Origin of the sequence: Colwellia sp. 12G3, assembly GCF_002836775.1 — a bacterium.
GTDB lineage: Bacteria > Pseudomonadota > Gammaproteobacteria > Enterobacterales > Alteromonadaceae > Colwellia.
On the sequence record NZ_PJAQ01000004.1, the window covers coordinates 35,764 to 60,181 of the forward strand.

The 24,418-nt window shown below is 36.4% G+C and carries 21 protein-coding genes; 5 read left to right on the forward strand and 16 right to left on the reverse strand.

Going from position 1 to position 24,418, the window contains the following annotated elements:
- Window positions 1-29: 29 nt before the first annotated feature.
- On the reverse strand, window positions 30-2,114 hold the full coding sequence (gene glgX / locus CXF71_RS01385) for a glycogen debranching protein GlgX (RefSeq protein WP_101231207.1): 2,085 nt from the start codon (window positions 2,112-2,114) through the stop codon (window positions 30-32).
- Window positions 2,115-2,257: 143 nt separating this feature from the next.
- Window positions 2,258-2,554: an isoamylase early set domain-containing protein gene (locus CXF71_RS01390; RefSeq protein WP_101231208.1), complete on the reverse strand. Its 297-nt coding sequence runs from the start codon at window positions 2,552-2,554 to the stop codon at window positions 2,258-2,260.
- Between the two features lie 362 nt (window positions 2,555-2,916).
- Between CXF71_RS01390 and malQ the strand changes: the two genes are divergently transcribed.
- The gene (gene malQ, locus CXF71_RS01395) at window positions 2,917-5,112 is read left to right on the forward strand and encodes a 4-alpha-glucanotransferase (protein WP_101231209.1); all 2,196 of its coding nucleotides are present in this window, start codon (window positions 2,917-2,919) and stop codon (window positions 5,110-5,112) included.
- A 652-nt stretch (window positions 5,113-5,764) separates the two neighbouring features.
- Window positions 5,765-8,128, forward strand: a complete 2,364-nt coding sequence (locus CXF71_RS01400; RefSeq protein WP_101231210.1) for a TonB-dependent receptor plug domain-containing protein — start codon at window positions 5,765-5,767, stop codon at window positions 8,126-8,128.
- 750 nt (window positions 8,129-8,878) lie between these two features.
- Here the strand turns inward: CXF71_RS01400 and CXF71_RS01405 are convergent.
- Window positions 8,879-9,322: a hypothetical protein gene (locus tag CXF71_RS01405; protein WP_101231211.1), complete on the reverse strand. Its 444-nt coding sequence runs from the start codon at window positions 9,320-9,322 to the stop codon at window positions 8,879-8,881.
- Between the two features lie 121 nt (window positions 9,323-9,443).
- Here CXF71_RS01405 and CXF71_RS01410 point away from each other — a divergent pair, with 121 nt between their 5' ends.
- Both CXF71_RS01410 and CXF71_RS01415 read left to right on the forward strand, forming a co-directional pair.
- On the forward strand, window positions 9,444-9,995 hold the full coding sequence (locus CXF71_RS01410; protein WP_101231212.1) for a hypothetical protein: 552 nt from the start codon (window positions 9,444-9,446) through the stop codon (window positions 9,993-9,995).
- Between the two features lie 65 nt (window positions 9,996-10,060).
- The gene (locus CXF71_RS01415) at window positions 10,061-10,297 is read left to right on the forward strand and encodes a hypothetical protein (protein WP_101231213.1); all 237 of its coding nucleotides are present in this window, start codon (window positions 10,061-10,063) and stop codon (window positions 10,295-10,297) included.
- 350 nt (window positions 10,298-10,647) lie between these two features.
- On the opposite strand, the gene CXF71_RS01420 is transcribed toward CXF71_RS01415, so the two are convergent.
- From CXF71_RS01420 to CXF71_RS01480, 12 genes are all read right to left on the reverse strand, one after another.
- On the reverse strand, window positions 10,648-11,052 hold the full coding sequence (locus tag CXF71_RS01420) for a hypothetical protein (protein WP_101231214.1): 405 nt from the start codon (window positions 11,050-11,052) through the stop codon (window positions 10,648-10,650).
- Window positions 11,053-11,247: 195 nt separating this feature from the next.
- Window positions 11,248-11,628 (reverse strand): hypothetical protein, encoded by a 381-nt coding sequence (locus tag CXF71_RS01425; RefSeq protein WP_101231215.1) that lies wholly within the window; start codon window positions 11,626-11,628, stop codon window positions 11,248-11,250.
- A 151-nt stretch (window positions 11,629-11,779) separates the two neighbouring features.
- Complete coding sequence (locus CXF71_RS01430) at window positions 11,780-13,240, reverse strand: hypothetical protein (protein ID WP_101231216.1); 1,461 nt, start codon at window positions 13,238-13,240, stop codon at window positions 11,780-11,782.
- 54 nt (window positions 13,241-13,294) lie between these two features.
- Entirely contained in the window at window positions 13,295-13,747 is a 453-nt protein-coding gene (locus CXF71_RS01435; RefSeq protein WP_101231217.1) for a GIY-YIG nuclease family protein, read from the reverse strand.
- Between the two features lie 110 nt (window positions 13,748-13,857).
- Complete coding sequence (locus tag CXF71_RS01440; RefSeq protein WP_101231218.1) at window positions 13,858-14,844, reverse strand: hypothetical protein; 987 nt, start codon at window positions 14,842-14,844, stop codon at window positions 13,858-13,860.
- Between the two features lie 208 nt (window positions 14,845-15,052).
- The gene (locus CXF71_RS01445) at window positions 15,053-15,238 is read right to left on the reverse strand and encodes a hypothetical protein (protein WP_101231219.1); all 186 of its coding nucleotides are present in this window, start codon (window positions 15,236-15,238) and stop codon (window positions 15,053-15,055) included.
- A gap of 100 nt (window positions 15,239-15,338) precedes the next feature.
- Window positions 15,339-17,342, reverse strand: a complete 2,004-nt coding sequence (locus CXF71_RS01450; RefSeq protein WP_101231220.1) for a DUF2779 domain-containing protein — start codon at window positions 17,340-17,342, stop codon at window positions 15,339-15,341.
- Window positions 17,343-17,418: 76 nt separating this feature from the next.
- Window positions 17,419-18,678, reverse strand: a complete 1,260-nt coding sequence (locus tag CXF71_RS01455; RefSeq protein WP_101231221.1) for a WYL domain-containing protein — start codon at window positions 18,676-18,678, stop codon at window positions 17,419-17,421.
- A gap of 345 nt (window positions 18,679-19,023) precedes the next feature.
- Entirely contained in the window at window positions 19,024-19,317 is a 294-nt protein-coding gene (locus tag CXF71_RS01465; RefSeq protein WP_101231223.1) for a hypothetical protein, read from the reverse strand.
- 12 nt (window positions 19,318-19,329) lie between these two features.
- On the reverse strand, window positions 19,330-20,082 hold the full coding sequence (locus CXF71_RS01470) for a nucleotide pyrophosphohydrolase (protein ID WP_198559799.1): 753 nt from the start codon (window positions 20,080-20,082) through the stop codon (window positions 19,330-19,332).
- Between the two features lie 51 nt (window positions 20,083-20,133).
- On the reverse strand, window positions 20,134-20,721 hold the full coding sequence (locus tag CXF71_RS01475; RefSeq protein WP_101231224.1) for a hypothetical protein: 588 nt from the start codon (window positions 20,719-20,721) through the stop codon (window positions 20,134-20,136).
- A gap of 56 nt (window positions 20,722-20,777) precedes the next feature.
- Window positions 20,778-21,230, reverse strand: coding sequence for a hypothetical protein (locus CXF71_RS01480; protein ID WP_101231225.1), 453 nt, complete (start codon window positions 21,228-21,230; stop codon window positions 20,778-20,780).
- A gap of 268 nt (window positions 21,231-21,498) precedes the next feature.
- Here CXF71_RS01480 and sbcB point away from each other — a divergent pair, with 268 nt between their 5' ends.
- Window positions 21,499-22,941: an exodeoxyribonuclease I gene (gene sbcB / locus CXF71_RS01485; RefSeq protein WP_101231226.1), complete on the forward strand. Its 1,443-nt coding sequence runs from the start codon at window positions 21,499-21,501 to the stop codon at window positions 22,939-22,941.
- Between the two features lie 111 nt (window positions 22,942-23,052).
- Here the strand turns inward: sbcB and CXF71_RS01490 are convergent, their stop codons facing one another.
- Window positions 23,053-24,414: a sigma-54-dependent transcriptional regulator gene (locus tag CXF71_RS01490; RefSeq protein WP_101231227.1), complete on the reverse strand. Its 1,362-nt coding sequence runs from the start codon at window positions 24,412-24,414 to the stop codon at window positions 23,053-23,055.
- Between the last annotated feature and the right edge of the window lie 4 nt (window positions 24,415-24,418).

The window sequence follows — 24,418 nt, forward strand, 5'->3', positions numbered from 1 at the left end:
CTAAATCCTATTCTTGTATCAATAAGTAGTTATAAACAATCGTTTAATAAAACAATCGTTGAAAAGGGTGCCATGGTAATTATTCGTTCTGCTGGAATAAGGCGTACTTCGGTTTGTTCAGCACTCGCTGTGGTATCGATTATCACCTGCCAATGCGCTATGGCATCTATCTCAGGTAATTGAAATGCTACCGGCTCTTTTCCTGCGTGAAAAAGGCATAAAAGTACTGGTGTCGAAGGCTCTTTTTCTTGTATCAAATACCCTAACGTCGACGCATGATGAGCATGCCAATCCTCTTTTCTCATGGCGTAGCCTGACGAATGGAACCAAGTGATATTGACCGCAGCCTCTTTATCATCGTTATGAATAAAACGGTCATGGGCTAACATAGAAAAACGTTTTCTTAATTGCGTTAAACTTGCTACAAAAACTTTTAGCTCGTCGGCGTGTAAAGCATTGTCGTCCCAATCTAACCAATTTATTTCATTGTCTTGGCAATAAGCATTATTGTTGCCTTTTTGACTACGCCCTATCTCATCACCGGCAAGTAACATAGGTACGCCTTGAGAAAGCATTAGCGTTGCCAACATATTTTTTATTTGTCGTAATCGCAACGCTAAAATGTCTTTATCGCTAGTTTCACCTTCAACACCATGATTACGTGCAAAGTTATCCGAATGACCATCACGATTATTTTCGCCATTAGCTGCGTTATGGCGATCTTGATAACTCACTAAATCATGTAAGGTATTGCCATCGTGACTACAGAGAAAATTGATACTGGCAAAAGGCTGACGACCACTGTGTTCAAAAATATCACTTGAGCCATGAATTCTCCGTGCAAATTCAGGTAACATGCCTTGATCACCACGCCAATAGCGTCTGATGGTATCGCGATAGCGGTCGTTCCATTCAGACCAAGGCGAAGGAAAGCCACCTAATTGGTATCCGCCAGGGCCGATATCCCAAGGCTCAGCAATGACTTTTACACTGTTAAGTACTGGGTCTTGTAAAATAGCATCTAAAAAACCATTACTCTTGTCAAACCCATGTACTTCACGACCTAGAATGGTGGCTAAATCAAACCTAAAACCATCAACACCCATCACTTGAACCCAATAGCGCAAACTGTCCATAACCATTTGTAATACACGAGGGTGGCTAATATTTAAGGTATTTCCACAGCCAGTATCATTGATATAATAACGTGGCTCAGTGGGGTTTAAGCGATAATAAGAATGGTTGTCTATGCCTCTAAAACTTAAAGTAGGTCCTAACCAATTTCCTTCACACGTGTGGTTGTAAACCACATCAATGAGCACTTCAAAACCGGCTTGATGAAGTTCATCAACCATGCGTTGAAAATCTTTTATTTGGTGTTGGTTTAAATAATCTTTATGGGGAACAAAAAAAGCAAGAGAATTATACCCCCAGTAATTAGAGAGGTTTTTATCTGCTAAAAATTGTTCAGAGATAAATTGCTGAACAGGTAATAATTCTATGGTGGTTATGCCCATAGCACGGTAATGAGCAATCATCGAGGGATGACTTAATCCTAAAAAAGAACCACGTAAGTGTTTAGGAACATTTGGGTTAAGTTGCGTTAGACCTTTAACATGACCTTCGTAAATAACCGTGTTTTTCCAAGCAATTGGCTTTCTTGGTAAAAGAGGAGCAGATGGCTCCATAACAACCGCTTTGAGCATTACATCGGCATTATCTCTATCATCAAATGATAAATCTTTTTTGGGATCATTCACGTCATAAGCGAAGTGACGATCTGACCATGAAAAATTCCCTGTTAATGCTTTTGCATAAGGGTCTAACAATAATTTATGATGATTAAAACGATGACCGAGTTCAGGACTATAAGATCCATAGACCCGATAACCATACACTAAACCTGCTTTAGCTCCTTTGAGAAAACCATGCCAAATATTATGTTCACACTGTGGTAAAACGAAGCGTTCTAACTCTTGGCGACCGTGCTCATCAAAAATACAAAGCGCTATCTTTTCGGCATGTGCGGAAAAAATAGCAAAGTTAACACCGGTGTCATCAACAGTCGCACCTATAGGATAGACATTTCCCGGTTCTATTCGATATTGTTCCATGTTTCTCCAATAACCATCAGTTAGTAACAATCAATGGTTGATTGTTACTTGATTGAAAACAAAATACAGGAAGCGCTTTCAATCAAGGTAAACTATAAGAAAATAAACAGCAATAAAATAATAGTATTTAACTTTACTAGCATTTAAAGGCTAGTAGTTACCACACTATTATCACTACCAAAATCATTAGGTAGATATTGATCCGCTTTATCATCGTTTTCCCACTCAGTGTTATTTAGCAGGTAACGAAAATGGAATGTTCCCCCTTTTGGCAACCTGAGTTTGGTTTTAAAACTTTGTGTTTTTTTATTAAACTTCATTTCAATGGCTTGCCAGTCGTTAAAATCACCAACTAACATCGCTGTTGTTACGTCACTTCGATTAAATTCAAAGGTCACTTCCGCTTCATCTTTCGTCTTAAAAAATTTTTTTGTTAGCATTGTTATTCTCCATTAATCATGTATTAATCAACTTTACATTACTGATTTTCGCTTTATTTCAGTGCAAAATATTGCAAGATTGCTCCAGTAATGCGCGTTTACGTTTTAAACTAGTCGTTTTTTGTTACGACATGATGAAATAGCATAAATCAAGCCGGATATAAAAAAACTAATCGATGTCAGTAAAGTAATGATAGTCTTCGATTGAATGACCACCTCAGATATGTTGTAAAAAAACAACATATCTGACTTTTACACGGACAAAAGTATGTATTAAAACTTTATATGCTTTAATTCTAACCTAAATATTGTTAAAATTACAACTAAATGTAATTTTATTTCATGATTAAAAAGGGATATTAATGAGTCTCATTAAACAGTTAGCCGAATTGGTGGGTTTTCACTTAAGTTACAGGGGAGCGTTTGGTGATAAAGTGATAGCTAAAGACCAAGCTAGACGGGCATTATTAAAAGCAATGGGCTTCGACTTAGATGACGAATCGTTAATTAAAGCCATAACGTTATTAAATCAAAAGCAATGGCTAAACATATTACCCGCCGTTCATATTGTTAAACTTGAAGAACAGCAACATTTTATAAAAATAAGTTTGCCTAAAACAGAAAGTTTATTACTACAATGGAAAGTTACCCCTGACTTAGAGAATGAATTTGAAGATGGGTTAGGAAGTGACATTGCCGGCTCTGTAGAGATCAACAGCCTACAACTCATTGACGAGACAGACATTGACGAAACACATTATTGCCAATATTTATTACCCTTGCCGGTACTAGAACAAGGTTATTATCAACTGAATATCCACACAGATAAGGTTCAAGCCAACTGCCCGCTAATTAGTACCCCTAAAATGTGTTACAGCCCTCAAAAAGCGTCAGCTAATAAAATGTGGGGGCTCACCGCACAGTTATATTCTTTACGTAGTAACAATAATTGGGGCATAGGTGACTTTACCGATTTATGTGAACTGGTTGAAACATCAGTAACGCAACAGGCATCAACGATTGGATTAAACCCACTTCACCCGCTTTATCAGCAAAACCCTGCACACAGAAGTCCTTATTCACCATCAAGTCGTTGCTTTTTGAATACTCTTTATATCGATGTAACTAAAGTCGCTAACTTTGAATCTTGTAATATGGCCAAGGTAAAAGTTAACAGTAAAACATTTCAGCAAAACATTACTGCTGCCAAAGCAAGTGAATTAGTTGACTACCCCGCAGTAGCCAAACTTAAGTATGAAATTACCGAATTATTATTTAAAGATTTCGATGATAATAAAAAAGATACATACCCATTAATGTCAGCTGAATTTGACGATTTCAAACAAAAACACGGTAAAGACTTACAGCGTTTTGCTACTTTTGATGCGTTAAATGAGCATTTTAATTTAACGGAAAAGAACGTTTATGGTTGGTCTGATTGGCCAACAAACTTTCAAGACCCAAATAATGCCGAGGTTGGTAAATTTCAACTTTCTCACGCCTCACGGATCGAATATTTTTGCTTTTTGCAGTGGATAGCACATACACAATTAAATGCCGTAACTCAATGCACCAAAGATAAAGACATGGCTATTGGCCTATACCTTGATTTAGCTGTCGGCTGCGATGGTTCTGGCGTTGATGTCTGGTCTGATAAAGCACTTTATGTTGCTGGCGCATCTATTGGCGCACCACCCGATGGTATGAATCCACTGGGACAAAACTGGGGATTAACCCCTATCAACCCTATTGCATTACAAACACAAGGCTACCAACCCTTAGTCAAGGCGCTTCGTAGTAGTATGCAATATGCAGGTGCTTTACGTATTGATCATATCTTAGGCTTAATGCGCCAATATTGGGTAGCACCCGGTATGGCCGCGGATGAAGGTGTTTATATTAGTTTTCCTTTCGATGATATTTTACGAATTATTGCCCTAGAATCTAGTCGTAATAACTGTATTGTTATAGGTGAAGACTTAGGTAATGTACCCGATGGATTTAGCGAAACCATTCAAAATGCAGGGCTTTTATCATTCAAAGTCATGTTTTTTGAGCGATGGGAATCTGGCTTATTCAAACGACCTGAAAACTTCCCTGTTCAATCAATTTCAACAATTGCAACGCATGATACCGCAACCTTATCTGGCTGGTGGCAAGGGCGAGATTTAGCATGGCGTGAACAACTTAACCTGTATCCAAATGAAGAAGCTGGTCATGCAGACAGAAGCTCGCGCGCGGGTGAACGACAAAACCTCATTGCCGCGTTAGAGGATTTGAAAGTGATAGACATAAGCAAAGCGCCACAACAAGAGCCCGCCCTGATGAATACTGAACTCAGTGTTGCGGTACAAAAATACCTAGCTACTTCGCCGAGCCATATACAGCTCATTCCACTGGAAGACGTTCTAGAAATAGCAGAGCAAGTCAATATTCCTGGCACTATTGATCAGCATCCTAATTGGCTTCAAAAATTACCTGTTATGTTAGAAGATTTTTGGCAGGTAAATTCGGTGAAGGAAATTATCCAAGCAATGAAAGAGGCTAGACCTAATTAACTAAAAGAGTGGCAGGCTAGTATTTATATAAGAATGGAAATTGCTTATGTTCAACACTTAAATGCCCTTTGTTATGAAGAACATGTGTTGAGCGTAAGTTAACTTGATATATATCTGAAAGTTGTTAAGACCTTTTCCATAAAGGTCTTAACATTGGTAGTTATTCTGGTACCTTCTCTCGAAATCGTGCAAAAGAAGTATCAGAATATCTTCATCAAGCAATGCGAGTTGATTTATCCTAGTAACGATGTAGTACTAAAAGTGATACCATTTACATTAATTTATGATTCCAACCTTTTTGGTTTTTTTATGTTTATAACGTAGAAAAAACAATGATAATCAGTAAATATAAAACAATTAACCACTTGATCTATATACTCCGCTCAAATAATCCTTGTTAATTTCTAAATAAACAGATTTGATATTCTTTCAAGTATTATCTTATGAAGTCCTCAGTGAAGTTCCTATGTATTGGTCAACAATAGTTAGAGGAAGATAGACATTATTAATACTCTGCCAATATTTGACATACGAACGATTTATTCTAACCTTTAATGATAATAATACGTTTTTAATTAACTAAGCCTTAGCTGAGTTTTGGTAGTGTCACAAGTATTTAGTTTACTGCCCTTTCTTGATTTAAAGGAAATTTATGGCTCAGAAACATCGCAGAAAAAAATTATCTGTTCTGTTATTACTCTCCACAGCATTAGTCACTTCAACAAGTTTTGCACAAAGTCAATATTTGGATACACTGCTCAATCTAAGTTTGGAAGACTTACTCAATGTAACCGTGTCATCTGCCTCTGGTGTTGAAGAAACGCTACGCGATGCCCCCGCCGCAATGGTTATCATTTCCTCAACCGATATAAAACAACGCGGTTATACAAGTATTGACGAAATAATTGTCGATTTACCTGGATTTGATAGTACTGTTACGAACGGTAATGGTGGTGTTATAACGTATCAACGCGGTTATCGCACCCCATTAACTCAACGAACCTTGATGTTAGTTAATGGCATAGTAGATAACCATTTATGGTATCAAGAAGCCACTCTTTCGAAAAACTACCCCTTATCTAACATTGACAGGATTGAAGTCTTATATGGTCCTGCGGGTGCTGTATATGGGCCAAATGCCTTTTTAGGTATCATAAATGTGATCACATTAGATGCCAAAGATACTCACCCGAATGATGATTTTATAAAGGTTAATATTCAATCAGGAAGTTACGATAGCCAAAGTGTTGACTTAACGGCTGGCGGTAACCGTGACGATTTTACCTATAACTTTTCTGCTAAATATTACACAAGTGATGAAGCTGGTATAGATGATCTCTCTTCTTGGGGATTTGTCAGTAATGATCTATTGAGCAACAGAGATATTTGGGGGCCTGTAATATACGACACAGCGCTGGCTAACAATTGTATAGAGGATGGTTGCCCCCATAGCTCTGGAAACAGTAATTTCGGCAGTTACCAAGACCCGCAGAAAGAATGGGGTATTCTCGCCGATGTGAGTTTTAAGCATTTCACACTCGGTTTAATTATGTGGGATATGCGTCATGGTTGGGGGCCACAATATCCTCATGATAGAGCGCAACCTGGAGCTGAGTGGTATCGCAACTCTCAGCAACTTTACCTGCGGCATAAAACCCCCATTAATGAAAAACTTGAAATTAATACCCTTATGCTTGGCAGGACTAGTGGCAATGGCGGCTACTGGGTAGAATCTTTTCCGGGTTCCGATGCATTGTCTGGTCCAGATGTTTTGTCATATCTGACCATTTCAGATTGGAGGACGAGCAATAAAAGCTGGTTATTTAAACAAGATTACGAATACGACTATAGCGACACATTAAAAATCAGCGGTGGTATTAAATATGAAAGCAAAGAGCTTACCAAAGCTTATGATGCTTGCAGCTATTATGCCGAAGCTTTTTGCTCATCTGATACGCCTGAAACCGCTGGTAATGGTGTAGCTCTCAACACCGATAGCACCATTGATATTCAGCCTAATACATTAAGTAGGATGCCAGACGAAAATTTAGAAAAATTAACAGATAAAGGGGCTTACGCACAAGCTATTTGGAACATAAACGATTGGCGAATAAATGCGGGGCTGAGATATGACATAAACAGCTTGTATGGTAGTACGGTTAACCCTAGAGCCTCCGCAATTTATTATCTCTCAGAAAAATCCACAGTCAAATTACTTTATGGCACGGCTTTTCAGGAACCAGCACCGATACAGCTTTGGGGAGGCTGGAGCGGCCGAGCAGCAAACCCTAACCTCAAACCAGAAAAAGCGGAGAACCTTGAGCTTATCTACATGTATCAGCAAGACAATTGGCTGCATGACTTGTCTGTATTCACTGCGAGATATGACGATGTAATAAAAGAAGAAGCAGAAAATGCAGGTAAACGCAGTACCATTGGTTTGGAATATCGTGGTAAATTTCAATATCCTAATTTTATTGATGGTGCGAGCAATATTACCGGACACTTCTACTATACGTATACTAAGTCAAAAAGTAGTGTTAGCTATGATCATGAACAGGGTTTATGGGTAGGTAAAGGGATCGAAAATTGTCAAGAAATCGCCGAAAGCAATATGATTTCATACGATCCCTGTGATGACATGAATGCAGAACTTGGAGATATTTCTCCTCACAAAATTAATGCAAGTATCAATATCCCAATAAGTGAAGCGCTAAATGTGAATGTTAAAGCCAATTGGGTAGCAAGTAAGCCACTATATTTAAGAAATGCACTGCGGGCAAAAAACACAAAAAATGAAGAATACTTAACCGTGGATGCAAATATTATCTATCTGTTTGAGCCTTTACAAATTGCGTTTAAAGTTAAAAATTTATTTGATGAAGACTATTACCATTCAGGCGCTGAAGCGGCAGCTAGCGGTGACGATTTTGAACATCGTTCACAGGGTTGGGCAAACTCCCTTATACCACAGACAGGACGAAACTTTATGATGTCAGTCAGTATGCTTTTTTAACTTGTAGCATATTTCAATTAAAGCCCAGTTCACTTAACAATAAAAAATATCACACCCTACTCGAATAGAATTAATGAAAAAGCTCAACCAAACTTTGATTATTATCCTTTTTGATAGCTTTGTTTCCCATGGCAACGCTAAGAATTAAAATAACTGACACCCATTCAATAAGTGCCTTAATTCTGGTATCTTCTCACACGCTTGTTTCAATGAAATATCAGGATAACGTTAACGATATTTAAAAGTAATGGTTTCTGAGTCCGAAACACGCACACTTAAACTGTCACGGTCAACTATATAGAAAAGTTTGGATTGTTTTTTATTGAATAAAAACTATAATTTTAAATCACTTAATGCCATTTTATACTACCTTAAGATTTTTATCATGGGTACACACAAGAAATCCCCAGTGAGAATAAAAATGACTACGTTTTAATTTAGAACGGTAGAAAAAACGACGATATTCAGTGTTACACAACGATACATAAAAAGAGTTAATTGGTTGATTTATATGAGCAACAAAGAAAGTAAAGTTACACAGAGTGACACGATGAACCAGCCAAGTATTCTCTGGCACGATTATGAACACCCCTTAGTTCTAAAGGGATAGAGTAACTATTTCGCTCATGGGCTCACACATGGAGTCACATCGTTAATTTACTACCATTTCCCTCATAATATACCGCGATAAAAGCTAATTAGCATTAGTATCAGCACACTTAAAAATCATTAGTAAATTAAATATTCGAACTACAATATTTCCCACTTTTGATTGGTAAAGTTTCGACAAGCTTTCGCGCCTAACGTCCCTAAACCTGAATTGTCTGGTGCTATAACAGAAACATCAAATTTTCTACATGTTTGGTACAGGATTGGCATTGCGGCATCATCATAGAAGTCACTTGCGGTTATTGAAAATTGATAACAGGTATCTATGTTTACCCAACTATATTGCTGGTTTTCAACACCTGATTGAAGCACTCGGTTAACCTGAGAAAAATCCCAGTGAGCAAATGCTTCAAGTTTATCGACTATACCATCACCATTTTCATCATAGCCACCATTTACAGGCCCCCTATAAGGATAATTAGATATCAATGATGTCGCTTTAGTTGAACCTATTCCACAGTAATTAGGTACAGATTGACATCCTGAATTAATAACTATTAATAAGATAATTAAAAACCTTCTCACTGCATCCTCCTTGCTCTTACTGACACCTGCCTAATATTTAAATTTATCTTAGTTAACAACCAAGACCATTCATGTCTTAGTTGGTGGTTAAACTCATGCTTTAAAACGTGGAGATATAGCTATGAATATAATGCAAGTACGTGATAACAATGGCAACTTAACTTGGGTAGAAGTAACCCCCGATGGCAAAACAAAAATTAATGAGTCGGTTATGCCATCAAAACTACCTACTGTTGAAGAGATGTTTGAAGATAGACCTTCGCTCATTTCATTATTAGATAAACGACCTGCACATCTATGTAGCGAACGTGATGGTTTTATGGATACCTTATTTTTTGCTGGGGTAACCCTCGCCATGATATTGGTTGGTGTCATGCTTTTTAATCAATCTATGCCGATAGACATTTTTGCTCCCGTAATTTTTTTAGCGATGTTGACACTTCACCTTGTTATATATAAATCACAAGAGAACAACGATTTAGAGTTACAAAAGCAGTGGATAAACCAACAGGCTATGTCGGCTAATTTAAAAACACGATACTGCGCAGATATAGACTTAACAAAATCTAATGTTATTTGGCTAGGAATTAGGTTTTGTCTTTTTGTTGCGCTCGCTGTTTTCATAGTTGCTCTAATTTCTGCGATCTTTGATGATAAAAAAAGCAATAGATAACAACTAGGACGCTTTACATCCTAGTTGTTATATACACTCATATTTTAAAAACGTGGAGGTATACAATGAATAGGATTCAATTACGTGATAACAAAGGCAACTTAACTGGTTGGATTGAAACCGTACATGGAGGTAGAAAGCAAATCAGAGACAGCCGAGGGATATTACTTGGTTGGTATGACGCTGCAAGTGATAAAACGACCTGTGCGAGAACGGGGCGCTGGATTGGTATAGGCGAACAATTGACTGCTTTGTTCCTCTTTAAATTCTTAGCATATTTTTTATACCAAAAGGTGGTATAAGCCTAGCAAAGCTGAAAATATTATAAGACTTACACATGCTGCACGAAATACAAAAAATAAATACAAACCAACGAGACAACCCAACAAGTATCTAGTATTAAAAGGGGATATTTCATTAATGCAATTCGGATTTTTCAGCAGCCGTTTAAGATCATTAAATAAACTAACCTTAAATAAACTTCCTGCTTTGCTAAATTCAGTTTTGTAACTACCCATGCGTTGCCACACAATTAAGCAAGCCAGACATACGGAAAAGGTACTAATAATAAATAAATAACTCATAACACTCCTAAATCATAACAAACCTTTACAATTTATCGTTTATACTAATGATTTATAATTAGCAGATATCATTCCACTAACCGAATACCACCAGAAATCCATTCACAAACTCCAGCAGCAACTAATATTGCGCCAACATAATAACTTCTTTGTAAAACGGCCTTTCCTATTTTCGTTCCATAAACATGATAAGAGATATGACCATCTAATGTACTTACTTCTAGTCCTTCATCACCTAATCTCGCCCCTATTGCTTTTCCATACCGAACGCCTTCACTTCCATTTTGTTGTAGCAAGTAATATGCATCTTGAAAGACAGCCATAAGAAGTTTACAGTCAGTTAATTCAGGTATTTCAATATAATTACTATGTAATATTGCAGAAAATTGATTTCCTTGTACCTTAGAAATTTCAATTTCATTATTACTTTCAAACAATCTATCTATCTTAGAGAACATTTCACGTACATTCATTCACACCTTCCTTATATAAGTTGCGTCTCAGTTTAATTCAACACAATGAATTCATTATATTTTTTCAAGAGTACACTAATAAGTAATTACAAGCTACTAGCAGTGAGTAAATTGGAGCCAATAAAAATAACTATGACCAAATAAAGGTGAACAATTACTTCATAATGATGGAACGGATGACATTACCTTTACAATTTAAGTATCATCAACCGTAGTCAATACTAATCTTCTGTAATCTAGCGATTCCGAAACTCCTTTCCTTAATTCAGAGTTAATAAAATCTAAAGGATTAATATTAATATCGGTTTGTATATCAATTTCAAACTGCTTAATAGCTACTAAAAAAGCAAGATTTAAACAAACCCGTTCACCTAGAGCCATGCAGCTATAGTCTAGATCTTTATGTTTCTCGTATTTCCAAATTTTGTATTTGAGGAAGTCACGAAAAACAAGCGTCATTTTATATTTTAATGACATAATTTGATCTGATGATAAGTATTCATCAGCTAGTTTTTGATAGTCCATAAAAACAATAGACTTATGGTTAATTAGTATTTCTTTTCTTTGAATTTTCATTAGCACTTTCCTTACTTGAATAGCAAAGGCATGAATAACCATTCAATATATTTATAAAGCTATCTAGTATTGCTGCTTTATCATAAGTCCAAAATTAAAAATACCAGCATGTAGCTGGTATTTAATTAAAGCCGTTTAAATGAATAAGTTATTAAGGACAAGCTAACCAGTTAACACCGTTAACACTGCACTCATAAACAGTTGTTCCATCATCTTGCTTTGTTTCTTTACGCCATTCACCTTCATCATTCTTATGTATTACTACGTTGCCTGTCGCTTTACTTTTACGCCAGTAACTTACATCTAGCGCAACTTCATCATCAAATCGATAAGGCATTGCATTAAAAGCAGTAAATAATTCTGTAGCTTCTAATTGTGCACCTTTGTCTTTAACATTTACCCAATTTGATAAAGTTTGAAAATCTGCGTTCATGTCCCTGAAATAGAACTCAGCACCATACTCATAATCAGTTTCAGAGTAACGTAAGCTAAAGTTACGCTCATAAGGGTTTTCTAAACTCGTATTGATACATTCATCAAGTGTTGGGAAAGTGACTGTGGGTATAGTATTTCCAAGTTCATAATGAATCCCTTCTTTTTCAAAGCTAACACGCTCAATATTGCCACAGCGATATGTTTGGTCTGCATTGATATAAACATCTTCCCTAATACTTAACCAACCATTGAATGATTGGTCGCCCCAAGCAATGCCAACCTCATGAAGCTTAGTTAACACAACATCAATTTTATTTAGAGAGCCAGTATCCTTAAGCTTCACAAACTCGATGAAGTCTTCAGTGCCCATGTAGATAATTTCATCGCGATACCAAGCATCAGTGAAGTTATACTCTTCATCTTTATCCTTATCCTGATAGATAACGACTCGAATTTCAGCCGCGGTTGGATATTCAGCTTCAAGGTCTTTTTTATGTTTGTAAGCTGCTTTTAAGCCCGTCACAATTGACTGGGCTTTGTCATAAACGGCACTGTCATTATTAGCAATAAAGTCTGAATAAATTTGATCTGCCGATAAATTGTAATGAGCAACGAGATTTAGTATTACGTCTTCAATCTCACGCTTAAGTTCTTGACGTAAATTGTTATCCGCCTTAAGTTCAGCACAACTTAAGTTCCCTTTACCACTACCTTGGAGTTGACGTCGTAATTGTCCCCAAATAACAGAAGTTAAAGGCGATATATTACGAATATCATCATCTGACAAAGGCTCAATAGATGGAGGGAAAGACATTTGGTATGCCTCTGTAACCTCGCCTAAATCTTCATCAATAGCACCAACAGGCACATCAACGAACATAGTAGAGTATGGTACGCAAGACGCTTGTTCTTCCGTAAATTCAAAACTGTAATTACCTGATTCAGTTGAAACTACTGACGGCTCAGTTTGCTTATCAAACTTACTATCACCATCTAAATCCAACCAGACAGTAGCACCTGATACGTAACCATCAATAACTTTACCCGTAAGAGAAATCGTATTAGCTACTATAGGGTCAGGTTTATCAGGTGCAGCATCAGAACCACCTCCACCACAACCAGCAAGGCTAGCCGTCATGGCTAAAGAAATAAGAAATTTACTTTTTTTAACAAACATACAAATTTATCCTTTTTTGTATTTAAAATTAATTAACCACTTAGTCGTGTGAGTTTACTTATTGTTACCACCCTTCTTTCCAAATGCGGGAGATAAACGATCTGAAATGTCATCTTCAATGATTTGAAGCACATCTCTTGTTCTATCAAATTCCATAATCGTAATTTTGTAATCACCATCAAACCAATGCTTAAGGTGCAAGGCATAAGTGCTTTTATTACCATCACCAAGGTGCTGTTTTATCCGGCTTTTAACACCCGTTGTAGAAGAGCCAACATACATGATTTTTGATGGTGAATTTATTGCAGGACAAGACCTTTCTTTAGACGCCTTATACTTTGAAAGAGAATCAAAAGCACCATTAATATCGCCAGTTACTTGTTCAATAATATAAATGGCTGTTTTTATTCCATCCAACTCTGAAAGCTCACCTAAAACAAATTCATTCGTTGGCTTTGCCTTTTTAGCTTCTTCACAATTGGCTATTAACTTATCGATATAACTCATAAATTTATCCTTGTTGATTTGAGAGAATTAAATATAACAAGGTAGTAGGACAACAACTGTCTTATAGAGGTAGCCTTTTAAATTAATCAATTTACAGACAAGTACAGATACTATATAAAATTAACTTTACTAATACAGTTAACGTCAAATCCAATCATAAATAACGCGGCTTCTAGTGCATGTAACTGTGCTGTTGTTGAATCATCATGCAACGTTTCCTTCTTAAATATAGAGTTTTTCTTAAGTTCAGAGGCATGAATAATTTCTTCCATCAACCAGCCTAGCCTGACTTTTGAAGAAGCCCAATCGTAAGAGCGTTTCCTTTTTCCCGCTTCTGTCGTTTCACGAGTAATTCGTCCAGGGTCAATAACCTGTTTTTGGATATGATTCATTCCTATAACTCTTCTGCGAGGTGCGTTATCCACTGCCTTAAAAGTTAAAAGGTCTGGTAATTTATTCCAAGGTTTATTCGTGTTTTGTCTATATATTTCAATTAAGCAAGCAATAGCCCCTGCAACTCTAGAATCATAAATGGGCAATCCATCATCTGAAGCCAAAGCATGAACTTTTGTTAACATTGCATTCATTTCAAAGATTTCTGATAGTTTACTAATATCGGCGGTTTTTAACAAAAGTTGATTCTTAGTAGTAATTAAGTAATGCTGTATATCACCCTGAAGTTTAAGCAAAAATTTTCCAGCACCAACTGCTGGATTTCTATCGCCTCCCCAAATTAAAATTTGGTTACAGTGATTAAATACATCAGTAGAACTTGCTGATTGAATGTTACCTCTAAACCACTTACTTAATTCATTTAACGACTTTCTTGTAGAAAACCAATCACAAGATTCTGTAAAATTCCCTTCTGAATCTTCCCACTTTCCCGCCCATTGATAAGCGTTTGTTATAGCGTCCATTCCAACAAATGTACCTTTGACACCAGGCCCAAATGTAGAAGGCAACTTGTTCATACCTTTAATTCGCCCAGTTCCTTTATTAGAAATGTTTAAATTTACTTCAAGCGTAGGTAAAAAACTTATAGACCATTCAACAAAGTCAACAACTTCAGGTGTAGTTGCAAATTCACTTTTATTCATTAATCATTTCCTTCCAAGTTTCATATAAAAACACCATAGCGACAGTGTCAGCCTCGCAGTGGCACAACAGCGCTTTCTTCAATTCTTCACGTTCATAGTCACTCATGTAAGTAAACTGTAACCTTGAATGAGCAGTTAACGCTAAGCCATCATTATTTAACTCATCACCATCTGAAGCAGTTCAACATCATGCCCTGTTAACTTCTTACTAGCTACATGTGGCAACAGAGCCATTTTTTAATCTCTTTACAGTTAACCCACTCGTACCTTGCAAATATATCACTCCATCATGACATACCTCAGATAAATCACCCGTCCATGCTGCTGAAGCTCGGTCGAGCCGTCCACAACCAACAATTAAAAGGGTTATTACTAATAAAAAAATAAATCGCATGCTCACTCCAGGTAATTAAAATTGACTAATCTATTGTGTTCTATTAATTACAAATTAGATTAGTAATGTCCTATTGAAATCAAGTGTACTTTTATACTTCTTAATCAAGTGGGTTAAAGCCTGTAACCATTGCTCTCCAAGCTTCATATATAGCTACCATTGCCCACGTATCTGTCTCGCAGTAGCACAACAACGCTTTTTTCAATTCTTCACGTTCATAGTCACTCATGTGAGTAAACTGTAACCTTGCATAAGCGGTTAATGCTAAGCCACCGTTATTAAGCTCATCACCCTCTGATAACAATTCAACATCATGGTCTGTTATATCAGTAAACATTTTAGGTAAATGTTTATATGGGTCTTTTACTTTACCTTGTTCATTAAATTCAATCCAAACTTTTTCTTTAAAGTTCAAACTGTTAATTGAATCACCACCACCTTCACTACCATAAATGGGCTTACTGTATTTCTCTTGTAAATGTTGAGAGCTATTCAAAATGGCAGGTAAAACATATTTAATCGAATTTGAGCCATTCGTTGCTGGGTCGTAGTAGTATTTTTTAACAAGGTCAAGCATATCTACCATACAACGGTCACCACACCAGTTTTCTTTACTACTCGTTGTTGAACGTGTAATGGTTTTGATAAATTCACAAAGCTCGTCTTTGTCTAACTCATTTGAATTATTTAATTGTCTATAAATCATATTCAAGTATGAGTTCTCATGGGGTGAGTACATGAATATAGTGCCCTGATCATTTTCAAGCTGCGCCTTTAAAGCACGAACAAATTCAAAATTAGGGAATTCACCTTTTGCGGTATTTAAAAATTCACCCGCATGTTCAATTCGTCCATCAGCATGAGCCATGTGATGCGAAAATTGAAATGCTATGCCCTCGTATGGACTCATGCCTTTGTAGAATGGAATAGCTACAGCACTGGTTTCAAAGTCAATAAAGTGTAACGGATAAGTCCAGCTAGCCATTACGTTCCGCATACTGTCGGTATCAAAATAGATACTAGTGTCTTTGTTCTGTTCTTTCTCAACTTGTAGCCACTGACGTTCTTTGAGGGCTAAAGCAGTAATTTTATTTTCTACTTCCCCAATATGTTCAGGTTCGACATCAACAAGTTTGATAATCCCTTGTTCAATAAGTTTATCAGCACCCCTAAAGTTCCAAATATCAAGTACCGTTTTATTATCAAAATCAGCATCAGACCAGCGCAACTGTTCTTTCCAGCAGGACTTAAAGCCACTTAGCTTTCCATTTTGCTCATCAGCCATTGAGCATTGAAACTCACACGTTTTGCACTTCTTTTTGATAACAGGTGCTATTTTCTGGTCTTCTTGGTAAAACTTAGCAAGTGCCGTAATGTTCTCTTTGAATGAATGGGCTGGCATTCCTGTGGTTAATTCGGTGTCGTATGCAAGTTGCACTGCCTTATCAACATTTACCTTAACTAACAGTTTATTTGATAAGTCTTCTTTGGTAAGACTTGATGATACTGACACCCCTTTCCGATTATGTTCATCTTTAGCTAAAACAAATTTTTGATTAAGACCATCGGTTGCACAAGTTGCCGTTTTATCTACTAGCATTAAGTAGCTACTGACAGTCGATTTTGGAAAGAAATTTTTTAAAACATGTTTTTGAAAGGCAACATCAAAAATGTACGGTTTCCATTTTGAATCAAGCTTGTCACCTTTTTTATTATGAAAGTCACCATTATCTTTTGTTGAATAAGATTTTGCTTTCACTTCAATCAATTCAAAGTGATTACCTTTTTTAACTAATACATCAATACGAATAAACAAGTTATTAAAACGAATAGCAGGTTCAAATATTACCACTTCATCGAGCGCCAAAAGTTCTAATGTTTGCTTTTCAGCTTCATCATAATCAAGCGTAGTAATGTCAAAGCCATTAGGGTAATACTGCTTAGCTAATTCACCAACTTGATGACCACCATCAGCAAGCGCTGCTAAGAATGGGTCATCAAGCATGGTATTTGGGTATTCTTTTTTACCTGTATAAAAAAGCTTAGTTGGGCATTCCGTTGCCATTTTGAAACGAGATTTAGTTAAGTAACGAGGTTTAGTCATTTGTACATCCATTTGTAGTTAACAGTTAAGCATCATTATAATGACTACTGAGACATAGTTTATTCCAGTAATTTCATTACAAGCTTTTATCTATTTCCTTAGGCTTTTCAACGTTACCCGTTTGCTCATGAGGACTAATACTTATAACAGGCACACTATCAAATTTATCTGAATACAATTTTGATAAATTATCTGCCCGTCGCTTCATTTCTTCTCTTAAGAAATCAGGTTCAATAACCTCCATTGAGTCAGCAAAAGCACTAAGGAAGTTAGCTATTGCAAAAGGGTCTGGCTGGCCTTGTTTCTTTTTAGAGAAGTGTTCTGGAACTTTAATAGTTGACTTTATAATCCATGAATCATCAGCTTCATATTCGGGTTCTTTAAAATTATGGCCGAATCTGACACTCTTAAAGTAATCTTTAACACCAACGTTAACTCTCGCTTCAAACTTGTAGTTCTTTTCATAGGTATTGAAATCAACTTGTTCAAACGAATAATCTAATGACTGTTTAATATCCCTAAGCCGAGACACTTCAAAAGTTTTCACACAATTTGATTCATGAACATAAGCTAAAACCATCACTTTATGATTTACATATTGAATTTTTTGCAATGATAAAGAAACTAAACTAGGAATTATCCCTTTATGTAATGTTTCATATTTTGCTTGAATAACATAATCGTTATTCAATGCATCATAAACTTTATGCCAGTCTTGTTCATTACCAATAACAATTCTAGGGTTAGGGCTAACTTCAAAACCAGACGGGTGAAACTGTAGTTTCTTTTGCCAAAACTTTCTTTTATGTAAATCGTCATTCGCTTCATCCATATCAACTTCAAGGCTTTCAATAATGCTTGGTGGAAGAAACTCTTTTAAATATACATCTACAAATTGAAATGCTATCGCTCTAGCCATCATTCTATCGTCAGAAATTTCTTCACGGCCTAGTGCCGCATTTTTTAATTCACTACTCTTCCAAAAATAGAAATATGTTTGGCCACGTTTAACTTTATCAATTGTTCCTAAAGACTCTATTAACGTATCCATATTTCGTTGGATTTTCTTTTTAGCTGAGACACTTTTTTTATATAGCTCAGCCTCTTCCTTTGTTTTTAGAGGCAACTTACTCTCTGTTTTATTCTTTTTCGCTTTTTTTACTAAAGCATTTGATTTTTCATATTTCCAAAAACACTCAATATCAAGTTCAGACATTACCTGAACAGCATTCTTAGCCTGTCCTTCACCGTATGGTATGGCATTAATTAAATCATCCTTTGTATATAATGGTTCATTAATTTTAATTATATTTTTATCAGTGATATTGTTTTTCATTAGTACTCCTTTTACTTAGTAACTCATAAACCTTTGAATAAGTGATAATTGATAAAACAATCCCGATACCACTGCCCAATGCTGAACATAGGTAAGTAAGCATAAATTCATCGCTCATCACAAACACTTTGATATAAAGCATGTTGGACAATGAAATGAACCATGCTAACGAAAAGGCCCCTACACAGTTTTTATCTCTAACTAACTGGGAGTTTATGCCAAGCATGTAAACCGTTAATAACGAACCAAAAAACACCGTAATATATTCCATCGCAACCTCAACAATAATGATTTATATGTTCATTGTAAACACCAACTTAGACACCTTTTGTCTTAGCTGGCCTTTTAATGTGCTTTTGAACCTATACTTAGGAAATATTGAAACTCCAAGATTTCGTTTATTGAAGGAGTAAGGTCATCTTTTTGAAATTCATCAGCTTTATTAAAAGCTTTTCTAGTTGCCGTTAATAACCCCTGAGTTAACTCTTTAGTTAGATATAATTCTCTATCAGACAATGTAATTACATCTTGTGATAATTTATCAATGACGGTTTCAACCTCAGCGAATATACCTTTGTCACTCCACATGGCTGGTTCATTAAACAGATTAAGCATATAAACAACATTTGATATATTCATGAAATGCATCCTCTAACTTAATTTGTCATTATTTTGATGACGTGATTTATCTCTTTTTGTTTTTTTATCCATATTGTTAGCAAAGGCTTCATCTAAGTTAATACCAAGCTGATTTGCTAAACACACGACAATAAACAGCACATCGGATAACTCGTCAGCAATGGCGGTTTTAATGCACTCTGGTTTTTCACCTTTCTTAAAGCTTTGTTCCCCATACTCACGACCTATTAAACGAGCTACTTCTCCCACTTCTTCAATTAGGTTTGATAAGTTAGTTAACTCGCTAAAGTAACGGACACCCAAGTTATTAATCCATTCATCAACTTCTTCCTGTACCACTGATAATGATGATTGCTTATCAATTGAGACTTGTGATGGCTTACAGATCTCAGTGACTAGTATGTCATCTAGAGTTAATTCAGCATGCTGCTTTAAATAAATTTGATCTTCGTGCCCTGTTAGCAATTGTTCAAAACGATGTGCAAGGTATTCAAAGCACTGATTTGGAGAACCCTCACAATTAAATGTATCAACGACAACATCATCTTGATTAATCACTGATGCTTTATAAAGGCAATGCTGATGATTCATTGAAGATAGTGCTACTGGCTTCATAGTGCAGTTGGTAATGGCTAAAGTGTACTTGCCAGACAAACTATTAAGAACACCAGTAGTAGCCAGTAGAATATTAGCTTTGTTTTGATACTCAGGTTTAATTCGATGTAACATGTAGTCTTCAGGTAATTGATTATTGACTGTATTCATAAGTGCCCTATTCGTTGTTATAAACTAATTTTCAAACCATTACACGTACCACTAAGACACCTCTTGTCTCAGCTTTCTAATTCCTCTATATCTCTCCAAACTAATTAACTCACGACAAATTAACGGTAATCTATTTTCTAACTCATATAGCCTTACTAAGTCGCCCCAATAACATTTATCGTAATCAGCTTGTTTGTTACCTGAAAAAGTTTCATTAATAAATTTATATAAATGGAACTCATATTCACTATAAGAGCCAAGTGCTTTATATTCAGCAGGTAAACGATATTTCAGGACAATGATATCTTTATTCAAATCAATCAAATTAACATTTTTATGCTTTTTATTAACTTTAAGACCCAAGTCAAATCTCAGCTTGCTTAACCTTCTAGGTAAGTCATGTTTGATTTCGTAGCACTCAAGTGCTGCCATCCATGTAAGGTATTCAAATCCCTCCAGCTTACCCTCAGTTGTATCTTGTTCTAATAAGTCCTCCCCACTAAAGACATTCAGGTGCTGAACAATGACTTTGTATAAATGTTTCTCATAATCTTCGGTACTGTTAATTTGCTTATCTTCGGCTCTAACCTTAAAAAAATTCAGCATCTCTGATCTGGTTACATCATTTGAAATTTGCATACTGTCTCTCTTATTTAATCAATTAGCTTTTAGAGAATACTGATATCTTTACAGATTCAGAACATTGAATATAAATGTGCTGAAAATAAGGCATGCGGAACAAAGTAAAGGATATAACTTAGTAAAACATGTGACGGTCTGTTTCTAATGCTCAAAGTAAGTTTATGCATTTCGGCTTCTGATAACTCTTTCCAACTGTACACTTCCGCTATATGAAGTACTCGTATTTCTTCTGCTCGTTCCTCCCACATCAAAAACCACTCCCTCAAGCTATAACATAAAAAAATCAGTAGACTAATGCTCGCTCCTACACCAATTTCTAAACGAGTGAACGCAAATAAAATAAGTCCTATTACCATACAGGCATAGCAAGAAAAAAAATTAACTACCCAATGTGCCAAGGGAGCAAGTTGTAAGTTTGCTTGCGGTATTTTATTGTTTCGACTTTCCATTTTACCCAGAACTTCTAAAGCTTTAACTGTACCGATTGTTTGAATTATTTTATTCATGCCACTCTCCTGATTGATTTGAATACCAATTAGACCGACATGTGATATATGAGTTACTCATAATCAAGCCGAATTGATAGAATCATTATAAGGAATGATGAGACACTCGTTGTCTCAGTTTTTTAGTTCGGAGGTGGTAGTGAATAAAACTAATAGGAACGGATAAAATTAAATTTGCTACGAAGCAGTTAACCCTGATTTATGTAACTTGATTTGTTAATATTAATTATTGAAGGTAAAGTAAAAATAAAAATATAGTAGGAATAAATTGAATTCAAACACACAAACAATTTACTGGCACGATTATGAGACCTGGGGCATAAACCCTAAGTTTGATAAACCATCTCAGTTTGCCGGCATTCGCACAGATCTCGATCTCAATATCATCGGCGAGCCTGAGATGTTTTTTTGCCAACCGCCCGTTGATTACTTACCGCACCCAGAAGCTTGTTTAGTTACGGGTATTACGCCGCAAAAAGCGCAGCGTGAGGGCTTGTCTGAAGCTGAGTTTGCTACACGTATTCATACGCTTTTTTCTACCCCTAATACTTGCGTGGCGGGTTATAACAATATTCGCTTTGATGATGAAGTGACTCGCTATCTACTTTATCGTAATTTCTACGACCCTTATGCACGAGAGTGGCAAAATGGTAATAGCCGTTGGGATATTATTGATATGGTTCGTGCTTGTTATGCACTTCGCCCAGAAGGTATTAATTGGCCAACTGTCGATCGCGATGGTGAAGAAGTTGTTAGTTTCCGCTTAGAGTTATTAACGGCAGCAAATGGTATTAGTCATGAAGCAGCGCATGATGCGATGAGTGATGTTTATGCCACCATAGCTATGGCTAAATTGATCAAAGATAAACAGCCTAAACTGTATGATTTTATTTTTAATTTGAAGAATAAAAACCAAGTTAAAGATCTAATCAATACTGCTGAAATGACACCCATTGTGCATACCTCAAGTAAAGTATCATCGGCTCACGGTTGTACCAGTTGGTTTGCGCCAATTAGTTATCATCCAGTTAATAAAAACGCGGTGATCTGTGTCGATTTAGCACGTGATATTTCGCCTTTATTAACGCTTAGCGCTGAAGATATTAAAGCGCGTTTATATACACGTTATGACGATTTAGCGCCTGATGAGTTACCAATACCGGTAAAGCTTATTCATGTAAATAAATGTCCGGTTATAGCGCCAGCAAAAACGTTATTACCTGAAAATGCAGAGCGCTTAGCAATCCCGCGTGATGTTTGTTTAGAAAACTTAGCCTTATTGAAAAAACATGCTGAGCTAAGAGATAAGTTAAGTGATGTGTTTGCTACTTCGGATTTTGATAATGATGACGTTGATGCTGAGCAAGCCTTGTATGGCGGCAGCTTTTTTAGTCATAGCGATAAAGCGCAAATGGATATTTTACACGGTTTATCACCAGAGCAATTAGCAAATCATCCCTTTCAATTTCAAGATGAACGTTTAAGCGTATTACTATTTCGCTATCGAGCAAGAAATTATCCGTATACGTTATCTACTGAAGAACAACAAAAATGGCAATCACATTGCCAAAACAAGCTGCAATATGGTGGTAAAGGTATTTTATCTATTGATGAGTTTATGATGAAAATTGAAAACCTAGCGCATGAACATGAAACTGATAAAGGGAAGATGTCGGTATTAAAAGCTTTGTATGAATTTTTGCAAGGATAATTCACGTTCAAAGTCACTATTGCTGGTTAATTACTGGCTACAGGCTATTTGATTATTCTGCTATTAACAGAGCAGAATAATCAAATACTAACCTAGTCTATTCACGAAAGGTTATTGATAGGTTTTACGCTCCAATTCATATTTTTTCATTTTATCGTAGAGTGTTTTTCTTGCTAAATTAAGCTCTTCCATGGTGTCTTTAATGCACCCTTCATTATTGGCCAGCGCTTCCTCGATGAGAAATTTTTCAAAAAACTCAACCCGTTGAGTAAGCCCCATACTACTGTGCATTGAATTGGCACTCGCATTGCTTTTAAGATTAAACGCTGCCGCCTCCCCTAATAAAATGTAGCGCTCAGCCAAATTACGTAACTCTCTTACATTGCCAGGCCATTCATAACTTAATAATTGTGCTTTGTGCTCTTGTGATAGTGGGATCAATTCTTTTTTATAACGGGCGGAAGCAATACGAGCAAAATGTAAAAAAAGTAACGGTACATCTTCAATACGTTCTCTCAAGGGAGGAATATCTACTTTCACCAAGTTTAAACGATAATACAGATCTTCACGAAACAAGCCCTGAGCACATAACTCTAACAAATCGACCTTAGTCGCGGCAATCACTCTAACATCAAGTTCTATGCCTTCATTGGCACCTAAACGTACTACTTTTCGCTCTTCTAACACTCTTAACAATTTAATTTGTAATGCCATTGGTGTACTCTCGATTTCATCAAGAAATAACGTTCCACCATTAGCATATTCAAACTTGCCAATACGCTTTTTATCAGCACCGGTATAAGCGCCCTGCTCAGCACCAAACAACTCACTTTCAATGATATGTTCTGGAATAGCACCACAGTTAAGGGCGACAAAATTACATTCACGGCGAATACTATGATCGTGTAAGTAGCGAGCGACAAGCTCCTTACCTGTGCCTGTTTCGCCATCAATCATAATATCTGCGGGTGCATCCATCACTTGATTCAATATATTTCGCATTTGTACAATGTTCGGAGAATTCCCTAAGATTCGAGGGCCAGGTAAACAATGCGTTTCAATTTCTTGTTTTAACTGTCTGTTTTCAAGTACTAAAGCGCGTTTATCTAGTGCCCTTTTTACGGTATCAACCAGATCATCATTATTGAATGGCTTTTCAATAAAGTCATAGGCGCCATTACGTATCGCTTTTACTGCCATGGAAATATCACCAAAACCCGTTAGTAAGATGGTTGGAATATCTGCATCGATAATTTTGATACTTTTCATCAACTGATGACCATCAACTTTGGGCATATTAATATCACTAATAACCACGCCCGGCCAACGGTCACTTAGTTGGTTAAGTAATTGATGAGCCTGCGAAAATGTATGAACTTCAAAGCCTTGTAGTTCAAAGGTTTGTTCAATGGCGGTTCGTATATGCTCTTCATCATCTATAACAAAGACGATACCTAATTGTTTAGTTTCCATAATA

Excerpts from the sequence above, each read along its gene's own strand:
- glgX (WP_101231207.1), bottom strand. The coding sequence starts at position 2,114 with ATGGAACAATATCGAATAGAACCGGGAAATGTCTATCCTATAGGTGCG.
- CXF71_RS01390 (WP_101231208.1), bottom strand. The coding sequence starts at position 2,554 with ATGCTAACAAAAAAATTTTTTAAGACGAAAGATGAAGCGGAAGTGACC.
- malQ (WP_101231209.1), top strand. The coding sequence starts at position 2,917 with ATGAGTCTCATTAAACAGTTAGCCGAATTGGTGGGTTTTCACTTAAGT.
- CXF71_RS01400 (WP_101231210.1), top strand. The coding sequence starts at position 5,765 with ATGGCTCAGAAACATCGCAGAAAAAAATTATCTGTTCTGTTATTACTC.
- CXF71_RS01410 (WP_101231212.1), top strand. The coding sequence starts at position 9,444 with ATGAATATAATGCAAGTACGTGATAACAATGGCAACTTAACTTGGGTA.
- CXF71_RS01415 (WP_101231213.1), top strand. The coding sequence starts at position 10,061 with ATGAATAGGATTCAATTACGTGATAACAAAGGCAACTTAACTGGTTGG.
- CXF71_RS01420 (WP_101231214.1), bottom strand. The coding sequence starts at position 11,052 with ATGAATGTACGTGAAATGTTCTCTAAGATAGATAGATTGTTTGAAAGT.
- CXF71_RS01425 (WP_101231215.1), bottom strand. The coding sequence starts at position 11,628 with ATGAAAATTCAAAGAAAAGAAATACTAATTAACCATAAGTCTATTGTT.
- CXF71_RS01430 (WP_101231216.1), bottom strand. The coding sequence starts at position 13,240 with ATGTTTGTTAAAAAAAGTAAATTTCTTATTTCTTTAGCCATGACGGCT.
- CXF71_RS01435 (WP_101231217.1), bottom strand. The coding sequence starts at position 13,747 with ATGAGTTATATCGATAAGTTAATAGCCAATTGTGAAGAAGCTAAAAAG.
- CXF71_RS01440 (WP_101231218.1), bottom strand. The coding sequence starts at position 14,844 with ATGAATAAAAGTGAATTTGCAACTACACCTGAAGTTGTTGACTTTGTT.
- CXF71_RS01445 (WP_101231219.1), bottom strand. The coding sequence starts at position 15,238 with ATGCGATTTATTTTTTTATTAGTAATAACCCTTTTAATTGTTGGTTGT.
- CXF71_RS01450 (WP_101231220.1), bottom strand. The coding sequence starts at position 17,342 with ATGACTAAACCTCGTTACTTAACTAAATCTCGTTTCAAAATGGCAACG.
- CXF71_RS01455 (WP_101231221.1), bottom strand. The coding sequence starts at position 18,678 with ATGAAAAACAATATCACTGATAAAAATATAATTAAAATTAATGAACCA.
- CXF71_RS01465 (WP_101231223.1), bottom strand. The coding sequence starts at position 19,317 with ATGAATATATCAAATGTTGTTTATATGCTTAATCTGTTTAATGAACCA.
- CXF71_RS01470 (WP_198559799.1), bottom strand. The coding sequence starts at position 20,082 with ATGAATACAGTCAATAATCAATTACCTGAAGACTACATGTTACATCGA.
- CXF71_RS01475 (WP_101231224.1), bottom strand. The coding sequence starts at position 20,721 with ATGCAAATTTCAAATGATGTAACCAGATCAGAGATGCTGAATTTTTTT.
- CXF71_RS01480 (WP_101231225.1), bottom strand. The coding sequence starts at position 21,230 with ATGAATAAAATAATTCAAACAATCGGTACAGTTAAAGCTTTAGAAGTT.
- CXF71_RS01490 (WP_101231227.1), bottom strand. The coding sequence starts at position 24,414 with ATGGAAACTAAACAATTAGGTATCGTCTTTGTTATAGATGATGAAGAG.